General features: G+C 57.9%; 12 protein-coding genes and 1 pseudogene. 4 read left to right on the top strand and 9 right to left on the bottom strand.

The window, feature by feature from the left end:
* Window positions 1-147: 147 nt before the first annotated feature.
* The 8 genes from IWX85_RS19370 to IWX85_RS19335 all read right to left on the bottom strand — a co-directional run bounded on the left by IWX85_RS19370 (window position 148) and on the right by IWX85_RS19335 (window position 8,214).
* Window positions 148-741: a helix-turn-helix domain-containing protein gene (locus IWX85_RS19370; protein ID WP_036814443.1), complete on the bottom strand. Its 594-nt coding sequence runs from the start codon at window positions 739-741 to the stop codon at window positions 148-150.
* Between the two features lie 28 nt (window positions 742-769).
* Window positions 770-2,080: a M20 family metallo-hydrolase gene (locus IWX85_RS19365; protein WP_051984581.1), complete on the bottom strand. Its 1,311-nt coding sequence runs from the start codon at window positions 2,078-2,080 to the stop codon at window positions 770-772.
* Between the two features lie 2 nt (window positions 2,081-2,082).
* Window positions 2,083-3,369: an amidase gene (locus tag IWX85_RS19360; protein WP_036814359.1), complete on the bottom strand. Its 1,287-nt coding sequence runs from the start codon at window positions 3,367-3,369 to the stop codon at window positions 2,083-2,085.
* Window positions 3,370-3,378: 9 nt separating this feature from the next.
* Window positions 3,379-4,086 carry an ABC transporter ATP-binding protein gene (locus IWX85_RS19355; RefSeq protein WP_036814355.1) on the bottom strand — a complete coding sequence of 236 codons (708 nt, stop codon included), beginning with the start codon at window positions 4,084-4,086 and terminating at the stop codon, window positions 3,379-3,381.
* Entirely contained in the window at window positions 4,083-4,865 is a 783-nt protein-coding gene (locus tag IWX85_RS19350) for an ABC transporter ATP-binding protein (protein WP_081932845.1), read from the bottom strand. The genes IWX85_RS19355 and IWX85_RS19350 overlap by 4 nt, the downstream gene beginning before the upstream one ends.
* Window positions 4,865-6,031: a branched-chain amino acid ABC transporter permease gene (locus tag IWX85_RS19345; RefSeq protein ID WP_196870861.1), complete on the bottom strand. Its 1,167-nt coding sequence runs from the start codon at window positions 6,029-6,031 to the stop codon at window positions 4,865-4,867. The genes IWX85_RS19350 and IWX85_RS19345 overlap by 1 nt, the downstream gene beginning before the upstream one ends.
* Before the next feature lie 4 nt (window positions 6,032-6,035).
* On the bottom strand, window positions 6,036-6,965 hold the full coding sequence (locus IWX85_RS19340) for a branched-chain amino acid ABC transporter permease (RefSeq protein WP_036814351.1): 930 nt from the start codon (window positions 6,963-6,965) through the stop codon (window positions 6,036-6,038).
* Between the two features lie 70 nt (window positions 6,966-7,035).
* The gene (locus IWX85_RS19335) at window positions 7,036-8,214 is read right to left on the bottom strand and encodes a branched-chain amino acid ABC transporter substrate-binding protein (protein ID WP_051984580.1); all 1,179 of its coding nucleotides are present in this window, start codon (window positions 8,212-8,214) and stop codon (window positions 7,036-7,038) included.
* Between the two features lie 361 nt (window positions 8,215-8,575).
* Between IWX85_RS19335 and IWX85_RS19330 the strand changes: the two genes are divergently transcribed.
* Window positions 8,576-9,733, top strand: coding sequence for a M20 family metallopeptidase (locus IWX85_RS19330; protein ID WP_036814434.1), 1,158 nt, complete (start codon window positions 8,576-8,578; stop codon window positions 9,731-9,733).
* 210 nt (window positions 9,734-9,943) lie between these two features.
* On the opposite strand, the pseudogene IWX85_RS21050 reads toward IWX85_RS19330, so the two are convergent.
* Window positions 9,944-10,085: pseudogene (locus IWX85_RS21050) on the bottom strand (IS256 family transposase); the annotation flags it as partial.
* Between the two features lie 158 nt (window positions 10,086-10,243).
* Between IWX85_RS21050 and IWX85_RS19325 the strand changes: the two are divergent.
* The 3 genes from IWX85_RS19325 to IWX85_RS19315 all read left to right on the top strand — a co-directional run bounded on the left by IWX85_RS19325 (window position 10,244) and on the right by IWX85_RS19315 (window position 11,737).
* Entirely contained in the window at window positions 10,244-10,621 is a 378-nt protein-coding gene (locus tag IWX85_RS19325; RefSeq protein ID WP_231380021.1) for a transposase, read from the top strand.
* Window positions 10,618-10,959 carry an IS66 family insertion sequence element accessory protein TnpB gene (tnpB, locus tag IWX85_RS19320; protein WP_036806547.1) on the top strand — a complete coding sequence of 114 codons (342 nt, stop codon included), beginning with the start codon at window positions 10,618-10,620 and terminating at the stop codon, window positions 10,957-10,959. Before IWX85_RS19325 ends, tnpB begins: the two co-directional genes overlap by 4 nt.
* A gap of 82 nt (window positions 10,960-11,041) precedes the next feature.
* The gene (locus IWX85_RS19315; protein WP_231380019.1) at window positions 11,042-11,737 is read left to right on the top strand and encodes an IS66 family transposase zinc-finger binding domain-containing protein; all 696 of its coding nucleotides are present in this window, start codon (window positions 11,042-11,044) and stop codon (window positions 11,735-11,737) included.
* The last annotated feature ends 54 nt before the right edge of the window (window positions 11,738-11,791 follow it).

Below are 11,791 nucleotides of genomic sequence, written 5' to 3'. Positions count from 1 at the left end.
TTCGATAAATGCTTCGGAATATTTTTGCTTCATTGTTGTCGGTGCGTCTAAAAGAGTATTTTTTAGAGGCGACAACTAGTCTGACACAGGGGGTGAACGGCTAAGAACCAATTCGCGCCCGCTTAAATCCGTCTGCCACCCAGACTCCTAAAAAGTCGCTGGAGTATTCACCCAAAAAATTCTTGCAGCAACCTTGCCGACATTGCGATAGCCATGAGGCGTCTGGCTGGAAAAATAAAATGCATCTCCGGCCTGGACCAGGTGACACTCACTCCCCAGCATCAGCTCAAGGCTTCCCTCCAAGACAAAGCCAACCTCTTCCCCGACATGCTCTATCAAGCCGTCGCTCGCCTCGCCTGGCGGAACGATGTGAATGTTGGCCTGTAGAAGGCCACCCCGCTTGGGAAGCGTTATGCGCTCCAGAGAAATTCCGCCGGCCTTAATAACAGGACGCTCACCATTGAGCAGGACGGGTCCCTCCCTAGGCGCTTCTTCGGTCGTCAACGTGGCAATGTTTGTGTCCAGTGTGACCGCAATTCGATGCAGCATGGCCAATGAAGGAGATGCCTGTCCGGCTTCTATTTTTGAGATCAGACTCTCGGAACATTGCGACTTCTGCGCCACCTGCGTCATGGTCAGACCAGCAACCAGGCGAGCATGCCTCAGCCGGACGCCGAGCATGGAGGGTGGTTTGACGACAGCGTCCTCCGGCTTTGGCGCAGCAACGAGATTTGATTTCATGAGCACCACCATTTGTTTGCCCGAAGGGTCAGGCATTGGCCAGCGATGTCACAGCATAAGCGAGCGCCTGAACACCCAAAAACAACTCATGAGGTGCGGTTTCCTCCGCAGCATTGTGACTGACCCCCCCCTTGCTCGGAACAAAAATCATAGCTGTCGGGCAATGCTCCGCGAGATACATGGCGTCATGAAAAGCGCCAGACGTCATCCGCAAAGGCGCATCCAGCGAAGCCTTGCTGCAAGCGCGTGTGCAGGCCATTTCAATCAGATCCAGCATCGCGGCAGGGAAATGCGTCGGGGGACGGGAAAAAATGGATTCGATTTCGATCTGCCCTGCCCAGGAATAGGCTTGGGTGATCTTGTTCAACGCCGCCTCGAACTGAACCAAAACCTGCTCATCGGCACAGCGAACATCGACGGTGAACTCCACGGCACCGGGAATCGTATTGATGGAGTTCGGGCTCACCAGCCATCGGCCCAGCGTCAGCCGCAACTTTTCCCCAGCCTCCACCGCCTGATAGGCATACAGCTGCTGCGCCAACCCGACGGCGGCGGCCATGGCATCGACGCGCTCGCCCATGGGCATGGTGCCCGCATGGCCGGCAGTGCCAGTCACCTGGATTCGATACCAGCGTACGCTTTGGATGCCTGTGACGACGCCCAGCGACACAAGAGCTCGCTCAAGCACAGGACCCTGTTCGATATGCAGCTCCACGCAAGCTGACATCGGTTCTGCCATTAGCCGACGGGGAACATCAGGTACAGCCTCCAGGGCCAGGTCCAACGCGTCCCCAAAACTCACACCCTTAGTATCGACAGACTTTCGATAAATGGGCAGATAACTCGGGTCGACAAAGGCGCTGGAACCCATGGCACCCGGACCAAAGCGGCAGCCCTCTTCGTTGGTCCACGCAACGACCTCGACAGGTCGCAGGGTCTCGATACCCGCATCATTCAACGCAGCAATCACCTCTAGGCCGGCAAGCACGCCGTAGGCCCCGTCCAGCTTGCCACCTACCGGCTGGGTATCGGCATGGCTGCCGGTAAGTACAGGTGGCAAATCGGATGTTCCCGGACGCCGAAAAAAAAGATTGGCACAGTCATCGATCTTTACCGAGCACCCACGCGAACGGGCTAGATCGATCAAATAGCGGCGAGCCTGGAGATCCTTGTCGGTCAAGGTCTCGCGAGATACACCTCCATCCGACCGTCCGCCAAAGGCCGCAAGCTCGGCAATGACCGACTGCAGGCGATCATGTTGCACATGGTCCTGTGCACGTTCGCAGGCCACCGTCTGGTCTTGCTGTTCTAGGTTGGTCACATTCAACTCTTTCTTCATGTTCAGCTCAGACTGAGCTCTAGCGTATGCGCTGCGCTCAATGTCAGCGCGTCAGCCCATCGCGGACCGATGACCGTAACGCCTACCGGCATGCCGTGCACTCCCGTCCCTGCCGGCACATGCACACAGGGGTTCCCCAGCAGCGTCCAGAGACGGCTGAAGATGGGGTTGCCGGTGGCGTCGAGCCCAGCAGGAGCCTCGCCTTCGGCGCTAGGGGCAATCAGCACATCCACTGACGCGAAGACGGCGTCCAGCGCCCTTCGCGCAGCAATCGCCAGTAACTGCGCCGCTGCGAAGTCGGTCCCGTGCAGCGACTGCCCCAGTGCCAGGAGCTGCGCAAAGGCTGGGCTGAACTTTTCCGCTTGCCGCTGACGCTCCGGCGCAAACGCAGCCGCCGCTTCATAAGCCATGATCTGAATTTGCGCCTCCGACAACCCGTCGAACGAAGCCGGCAAAACAAAGTCATGAACGTGTGCGCCAACTTTTTCAAACTGGCGTGCCGAATGTTCAAGCACGCGGCGTGCATCGTCTGAGGCGAGGTCCCAATGGGGAGTGCGGCAAATGCCCACGCGAAGGGCAGATTGCCGCTGCGGGTCCAGGTTGACCCGGGTCAATGCGCCAACAAAAAAGGCCACATCATCCACCGAGCGGGCGAACGCGCCTACCGTGTCAAGACTGGGCGAGAGCGGCTTGATGCCGGCCAGCGGCAAGGTCCCGTGGGAGGGCTTGTAGCCGACCACGCCACAGTAGGACGCCGGCCTCACGATGGAGCCGGCGGTCTGGGTTCCGAGCGCCAGTGGCACCATGCTCGCAGCCACCGCCGCGGCAGAGCCGCTGGAAGACCCGCCCGGCGTGCGGGGCGCGTCTGCGGGCGCGCGCGGATTGCGTGTCACGCCAGGCTGAAAGGTTGCAAATTCAGTGGTGACGGTCTTGCCAAGTACCACCATCCCGGCATCGCGGCAAGCGGCCACGCATGCGGCATCGAACGCTGGACGCTGCCCCGCGTAAATAGGCGAACCATAGGCGGTTGGCATGTCGGCAGTATCCATCAGGTCCTTCACCCCGACCGGGACACCTAGAAGCAGTGCGTCGCTGCTGTGGGTGTTGCAGTCCAGTGCACGCGCGCTTTGCAGTGCAATCTCTGCATCAAAGAACTGCCATGCCTTGACCGATGGTTCGCAAGCCTGAATCTGTTCGATGTAGGCCCGCGTCACGGCTTCAGCCGTCAATTCCCTGCGCGAAACCCTGGCGGCCAGCTCTCGTGCAGACAGTGTGAGAATGTTATGCATGTTACCGACTCAGCCGAAATACGCCGAACGCACGTTGTCATTCTCGGACAGCGCTTGTGCCGTGCCAGAAGCGACGACCTTGCCCTGCGAAAGAACATATCCGTAGTGCGCAATCGCCAGCGTTTGACGGGCGTTCTGCTCCACCAGCAGAACCGTCACCCCGAGGTCATTGATCTGCTGGATCACCTTGAAGTTTTCTTTCACATACAAAGGCGACAAACCAAGCGATGGCTCATCAATCAGCAGCAACTTGGGTTCGGCCATCAGACCCCTCCCAATCGAGACCATGGCCTGCTCGCCTCCCGACATCGTGCCGGCAAGCTGCACCGACCGCTCCTTCAGGCGGGGAAATATCTCGTAGACCCGCGCCAGCCGGTCCCGAATCCGGGCAGGAGAGGTCTCCAGAAAAGCGCCGAGCGCCAGATTTTCCCCGACGGTCATGCGCGGAAAGACTTTGCGGCCTTCGGGAATGCAGGCAATGCCGCTGGCGATAATTTTGTGCGTTTTTTCACCGGCAAGGTTACGCTCATCCCACCAAATTTTGCCCTGGCGCGGCGGCGTCAGCCCAAGAATCGAACGGATCAGCGTGCTCTTGCCCGCCCCGTTTGACCCCAGGATGCAGGTAATCTTGCCCGGCTCCACCTCGATCGAAACATCATGCAAGACATTGACCTTGTCATAGCCGGTAGTGAGATTCTTGACACTGAGTTTGCTCATGCTGCTTCTCCGAGATAAGCAGTCTGTACGTACGGGTCGGCTGTGATCTGGACATAGCTTCCCTCGGCGATCTTCTTGCCGTAGTTCAGGACGACGCAGCGATCGGTGATTCTTTCGATCACGTTCATTTCATGCTCGATCAGGACGACAGACAGCTTGTCCAACTTTCTGCGGACCTGCAGAATATCCTGCATCAACTCGTCGGTTTCATCATGGGTCATCCCTGCGGACGGCTCGTCCAGGAGCAACAAGCGCGGCTGACTCAGCAGCGCGCGACAAACCTCGATCCGGCGGCGGTCGATCATCGTGAAGCTCTCGACCGGCTCGAACAGCCGCCCGACCAGCGGGGGACTGAAGATCTCCAGCAAGGCCCTCACTTTTTCGACGTAGGCGTCGTACTCGGCCCGAAACGCCTTTCGCCGCAGCAAATTGAAGATCAGGCCATGCTGCATGTGCTGGTAATCGCCAATGACAATATTGTCGAAAACCGTAAGCGACAGCGAAAGACGGGAGCGCTGGAACGTACGGGCCACGCCGCTGCGGTAAATCTCCTGCGGCGTCCTGCCAAGAATGTTTTCACCATCCAGCGTAATGCTGCCACTGCTGGCTTTGTACAGCCCGGTCAACACATTGAAAAAAGTGGTCTTGCCAGAGCCGTTCGGGCCCAGCAGGCCGAGTATTTCGCCCTCATGCACAGACATGGACAGTTCATCAAGCGCCGTCAGGCCGCCAAAGCGCATGGTCAGCTTGTCAACCGAGATCAAGGATTGGCCGGCCATCATGAACCCTTTCTGGCGAAAAATATCCTTGTCTTGCGCGGCAGCAACCCCTGCGGCCGAAACAGCAGAATCACAATCACCAGCGCGGCGTACAACAGGAAACGGTACTCCTGGATGAACTGAAGTTTTTCAGGAAGAATCAACACAATCATGGCAGCCGGAATCAAGCCGGCAATATTGCCCAGGCCGCCCAAAATGACAATCGAGAGCATCAGCAGCGAGTCTCCAAACGTGAAGTTATTGGGCGCGACGAATGCAATGATCATCCCGTAGAGACCGCCGGCGATACCCGCGAAAAAGTTGCCCATGGTGAAGGCAATGACCTTCCAGCGAACGATGTGCAGGCCGAAGGTTGATGCCGCCGTTTCATCGGTTCGCACCACGTCCATGCTCAGGCCGACCCAAGAGCGCTCCAGTGCATTGACCAAGGCATAGACGCCTGCAAACATGGCAAGACTGAGCAATGCGTAGGGAACATAAAACGAGATCTCCAGGCCAAACAGACTGAAGCCATCGTTCAGCGAAAAGCCGAACAGGCTCAATCCGGGCACCTGCAAGCCTTGCGGCCCACCCAGTACATCGTTGACCTCAATGAAGGTCTTGAACAAAATACCGAATGCAATGGTGACCAGCGCCGCATAGTGGCCACGCGTTCGCAACACGGGCAAGATCAGCAGCGAACCAATGACAGCGGCACTCACGCCAGAAATCAGGATGACCAGAACGTGGGGAATGGCCGTGTGGGTGGCAAGAACGGCCGTGGCGTAGCTGCCAATGCCGAAAAAAGCAGCCCCGGCAAAGTTGGCCACGCCCGAATATCCGAATTGCACCGTCAAACCGAGACAGGCCGTGGAGTACAACAACACGCCGCATAACATCAGCAGCACGAAGTGCGAATTGTAGAAAGCCGCGATCAAGGCTAGACCGGAGCCAACGGCCAACCATCGGGTCAGGCCCGGGCGCCGGGCAGCCGACTGCTCGACCTGCAAGGTCACGCCGAATCGACGACTCAGGATCACGACCAGGATGGCGGCAACCAGCAAAATGGCAATGCTGATTTGACTTTCTGCATGGAGGAAAAACCACACATAGACGGTCAGGACAAGCGCGGCGATGCTGAGCATCAGGGCAGATTTCGCGGGGGTGATGGTTTCTTTTTGTTTCATGGTTCTAAACTCGCTCGCTCGACTTTTCGGCGATCAGACCAGTCGGTTTCCAGGCCATAAAAATAATGACGACGGCGAAGGCAAACACGTCCTTGTAAGAGCTGGGAATGCCGGGAATCAGCGCGGGCAACATGGCGCTGCCAATCACCTGCAAGGCCGCGAAAAGAAATCCGCCAATGATGGCGCCATAAATATTGCCCAGCCCCCCCAGGATGGCCGCGGCAAATCCGATCACCCCCAGCAGTAAACCGACATTGAAGTTGACTTCGTTGTAGTACAGGCCGTTCATCACACCGGCGAGCGCAGCCAGGCCAGAGCCCAGTGCAAAGGTGATCAGCACAACCGCCTCGAAGTTGATACCCATCAAACGCGCGGTCTCTCCGTCTTGCGCCACGGCACGAATCGCCAGGCCGAGCTTGGTTCGCGTGATCAGAAGGTGCACCCCGGCAATGGCGAGCAAGCCGCTGGCCAGCAAGATCAGGTTGTCAATTCGCAGCGAAAGCCCGCCAAGCTCCACCATGGAGGTAGGCAGCAACGCGGGAAACGGTTTCGGGTTGGAGCCGTCAGGATAGAACAGACGAACCGCCTCGCGCATCACGGTGCCCAGCATCAGCGTCGCCAGCAGCGTGTTGAGCGGCGGCGCGTGCCGCAGCGGCAGGATCAGGAACTTGGCGATTCCCGCCCCCAGCAACCCCGTGACGGCGACTGCAAAAACAACCACCGCAAGCAACTGCAGCACCGGAGACTCCAGCCCGATTTTCATCATCAGGATGGACGCCGTGAGCCCGGCGAAGGCACCCACCATCAAGGTGTCGCCGTGCGAGAACTTGATCACGTCCAGAACCCCGAAAAACAGGGTAAAGCCCACAGCGACCATGGCGTAAATCACGCCCAGCATCAGGCCATTGAAGATATATTGACTAACTTCGCTCATCAGGTTTCCTGAAACGGTTGAGGATGACCCTCCCGCGCCGCCGAGGGCGTGCAGGAGGGCATCCCGGGGATTACAAACCAGCCAGCTTGCGCTTGCCCTTGCCGTAGCTGCTGTCTTCCCACACCACCCATGCGCCGTTTTCCACCACGTACTTCGTAATCAGCGGCACGATGTTCTGGCGGTGGTCGTCAAAGGTCACCTTGCCAACAATCGTTTCGACATCCTTGGTATTGTTCAGAACATCACGCACTTTTTTGCGATCCGGACCCACCTTCTCCACGGCATCCATGATCAGATTGGCGGCGGCAAAGGCAAAAGGACCATAAGCCTCTGCCGATTCGCCGTATTTTTGCTGCGCGTATTTGCTGGTGAAGAAAAGACCGCCCGGCAGCTTCTCCCATGGCGCCCCTTCGATGAAGGAAAGCGAGCCTTCAGCCAGTTCCTTGCCGGCGCCCTGAATATAAGCATCGGACTTGATCCCGGAGGTTCCCTGGAATTGCGCCTTGATGCCCAGCTTCTCCATTTGGGTCCGAATCCGCACGCCGAGCGGCGTCAGTCCGCCGAAGTAAATGACGTCCGGATTCAACTCGCGAATCTTGGTCAGTTCGGTGGTGAAGTCCTGCTGGTCAGCCGTCACTCCGAAGGTGCCCAGGACATTGCCGCCACCTTTTTTCAGGAATTCGCCAAAGTACTTGTTGTGTCCTTTGCCGTAGTCCGTGGTGTCATGAATAATGGCCCATTTTTTGTAGCCCAGTCCGGCCATGAACTTGTAGGCGACCTCGTTCTGGTTGATCATCGTGCCGTTGACACGATGAATTTCCTTAAAGTTGTTGCCGTAGGTGACCTCGGGCAGAACCGCACCCCACACCACAGCCGGCATGCCGAAACGGTTGTAGACGCCCGCCGTGGCCATGGCGACGGCCGAGCAATAGTGCGTGACGCCAGCCACGATATTTTTGTCTGCTGCTACCTTGGTCGCCACCTGCACACCCACATTGGGCTTGCACTCGTCGTCCTGCGGCACCAATTCATAGGTGTATTTGGACTTGGGGTCCTGATTACGCAGGCGCACTGCTAGGTCGGCGGAATTGCGTCCCCCCAGGCCGACATTGGAGACCCCGCCGGTCAACGGACCGATAAAGGCGATTCGCACCACTTCTTTCGCCATGACGGGACTGGCCACAAGAGCCAGACCCATGCATGTCGTCAACAACGCCGTTCCTGCCAATACCGTGTTTCGCCTGCGCATAGTCACTTCCTTTCGGGTGGATTGAAGAATTCAAATTAAGTGACATGATCCAGATTGACTGTTTATTGAATACAGTTCAAGTCACTTGAATATTGACATGCACGATTTATGCCAGACATTGCCCTTACTCACCACGAGGGGAAACCCGAGTGAGTCAAATTGAACACGCAGGAAGCAGTGGGCCACTTTGGTGCCAAAAGCAGACTGTCGTACTATTCCAAGGCAAAGCACCGCACTGAATGATGCTGACCGATTCGCACGCACCAACAGCGAAAACTGCCGGGCGAACGCAGAAACACACACGGGGCAGCAAGGGCGCTGGCCTGATCGCCCGCCCATCAATCGCACTATGGAACCCAAAATGGCTGACAACTTATCAAGTATCCCGGTCAACGATGCCGTCGCATTGACCCAGACTCTGTTGCGGATGAACACCATCAATCCGCCCGGCAATGAAGACCAGTGCACCCGGTATCTGGCAGAGCTGCTGTCGGCGGCAGGCTACGAATGCCGGCTGGTTGACTTCGCACCGCACCGCAGCACCCTGGTCGCACGCATAGGCGGCAGATCCGACAAACCGCCGATCTGCTTCACTGGCCATGTCGACGTGGTCCCGCTCGGTTCAGCGAAATGGGAACATGACCCGTTCGGCGCAGAGATCGTGGGCGACAAGCTGTACGGCCGTGGTTCCAGCGACATGAAAAGTGGCGTCGCCGCCTTCACCATTGCTGCGATCGCGGTGGCCAGCGAGATCAAGGACAGTGCAGGTTTGACATTGGTCATCACCGCCGGCGAAGAGACCGGCTGCGAAGGAGCGTTCCATCTGGTGAGCATGACAGATGTGGCCGAAATTCTTGGCAAGGCCGGGGCGCTAGTTGTGGCTGAGCCGACCGGCAACCAACCGCTGGTAGGCCACAAGGGCGCGTTCTGGCTAAAAGCCAGTGCGACCGGTGTCACCGCCCACGGCTCGATGCCGGAGACCGGCGACAACGCCATTTACAAGATCGCGCGCGCAGCACTGGCGCTGGAAAACTTTGATTTCGCTACCCCACCCCATGCGTTGATGGGACAGGGCACGCTAAACATCGGAACGGCGCGTGGTGGTTTGAATATCAACTCGGTTCCGGATGCAGCCGAGATGACGATCGATATTCGCACAGTCGCTGGACAAGACCACAGGCAGATATGGGGTTGTCTATGCAGTCGTATGGGTCCGGGCATCGGCTTACAAACCCTGCTCGACGTAGGCAGCGTCTTCACTGCACCCGAAGACCCTTGGATGCAGAGCGTATTCGCGCGCTGCCAGACCTGTTTCGACGCGCCCTTGCAGCCTAAGATTGTTTCTTATTTCACCGATGCGGCAGCCTTGCGCGAACCGCTGGGGAAGCCACCGACCGTGATTTTGGGACCGGGAGAACCTCATATGGCGCACCAGACTGATGAATTTTGCTATGTCGCGCGGATAGGCGAAGCGGAGCAACTGTTCCGCCAAATCATCCTAGACTGGTGCAAAGGATAACCTTGGTTCGATCGTAATCAGGGAACTGTGCGCCACCGCCACCGCACGGCAGCAGGAGAGCAAACCCGGCTCCATGTCGCATCTAATGGTTTTGTGCGTTGACGGTCAAGCAGCTTGCTCAACCATTCTGAGCACTTTGACTGAAAAGGCTTGAAACGCGATATTAGCGACCAAAGAGAGGTGATTTTCAATTAGCGTGCTTCTGAATACCGCTTGCCGCGCCCGCTCGACTAGGGCCTTGGTCAGTTGCTTCAAAAGGGCGTTCTGGCCTACCAAGTCTTCGGGGCTTTTATAGTCCTGCCAGCAGGGCATCAATCAGCTCGTTCGGTAAGGGGTTCACTTCTACGGTCATCTCGGCTTCATGCAAGACAGCAGCTTCCGGCCAAAAATCGTTTACACGAAACTTCTTTCACCCTCCACAAGTCCGCTTCCGCGTAAGCGGCTGGGCACACCATCTTGAAGGACTGCGAATAGGTTGAGATAGTGTGCGCGATGAACATCATGCACACCATGGCGAGCGAGACTCGCACCACCCAGGTTCCCAAGCGCCGGTTCTACAGCCTTGAGCTCAAGCTGCAGGTTGTCCAGATATGCGCGTGTCCTGGCGCGTCCATTGCTGCAGTAGCCCTGCAACACGGCATCAATGCCAACATCGTGCATCGATGGATACGTGAGCATAGTCAGGGAACGCTGGTCACCCAGCCACAGGCGTTTGTGCCGGTCACCTTGAGCACACAGCCCGAACCCGTTGCCAGCCAACCTGTGGCGGTGGCGGCCACGGCAGAAATCCGTATGGAATTGCGGCGCGGCACCTCCTCGATGACGGTGATGTGGCCGAGCGACCTGGCCGGTGATTGTGGCGCCTGGCTGCGCGAGTGGCTACGATGATCCGCATCGACGCGCTGTGGCTGGCAACCACCCCGATAGACATGCGCATGGGAACGGAACGTTTGTTGGCACGGGTGGTGCAGGTGTTCGGTGCCGCCCAGGTCCATCACGGCTACCTGTTTGCCAACGCCCGTGGCAACCGCATGAAGCTGCTGCTGCACGATGGTTTTGGCATGTGGTGTGCGGCCCGTCGGCTCAATCAGGGCGGGTTTGAATGGCCACGCGGTGGCGCCAGTATGGCCACCTCGATGACGCTGACAAAGCAGCAATTCGACGCCCTGGTGCTGGGACTTCCGTGGAGCCGACTGGAACAAATGCAGTCCATTACGCGGCTGTAGGAACTGTTCTTTAACGCTGCAAAAAGGGCAATCAGAGGATGCCCTGATTCTTTTTTTTGTGTGGATTTTGCACAATACAAACATGCTCCGCGTCGACCAACTCAGCGCCCAAGACTTTGTCGGTCTGAGCCTTGGGGCCGCTGCCCAATTGGCCGCCCGCGTGTTGGCACACGTTGGCGAGCAGAGCCGGCAAATCGAATCACAGGCCCAGGCCATCGAGTTCAGGGATGCCAAGATCGCCAGCATCACCTTTGAGCTGCGCCGCCTCAAGGCCTGGCGCTTCGGTGCCAAGACCGAATGCATGTCTGCCGAACAACGCCAGCTGTTTGAAGAAACGATGGCAGCCGACCAGGCAGACCTGGAAGCCCAACTCGCAGCTCTGAAGGCAGCATTCAAAGTGCCGGGCAATGCTCCAGACACCGACACCCCTCGCAAGCCAAAACGCCAAGCCTTGCCCGAGCACCTCAAACGGGTTGACCACCACCATGAGCCAGAGAACACGATCTGTGACTGCGGCGAGGCGATGGTACGTATCGGCGAAGACGTGAGCGAGCGCCTGGACATCATTCCGGCTCAGTTCTTCGTGCACCGCCACATACGGGGAAAGTGGGCCTGCAAGTGCTGCCAGACCCTGGTACAAGAACCGGTGGACCCGCAAATCATTGACAAGGGCATGCCCACGGCCGGTCTGGTGGCGCACACGACCGTGAGCCGCTTCGTTGACCACATTCCGTACTACCCCCGGGTGTCAGAATTGTTGTCGCATCCAATTCTTTGATGGCTAACTGCCCGACAGCTTCATTTCATGACCAGAACACCGCATTCACATCAC

The organism is Polaromonas sp. CG_9.11 (assembly GCF_015752225.1).
Lineage (GTDB): Bacteria > Pseudomonadota > Gammaproteobacteria > Burkholderiales > Burkholderiaceae_C > Polaromonas.
Note: the sequence above shows the minus strand (reverse complement) of the source record. Positions and strands in the feature narration are given on the sequence as shown.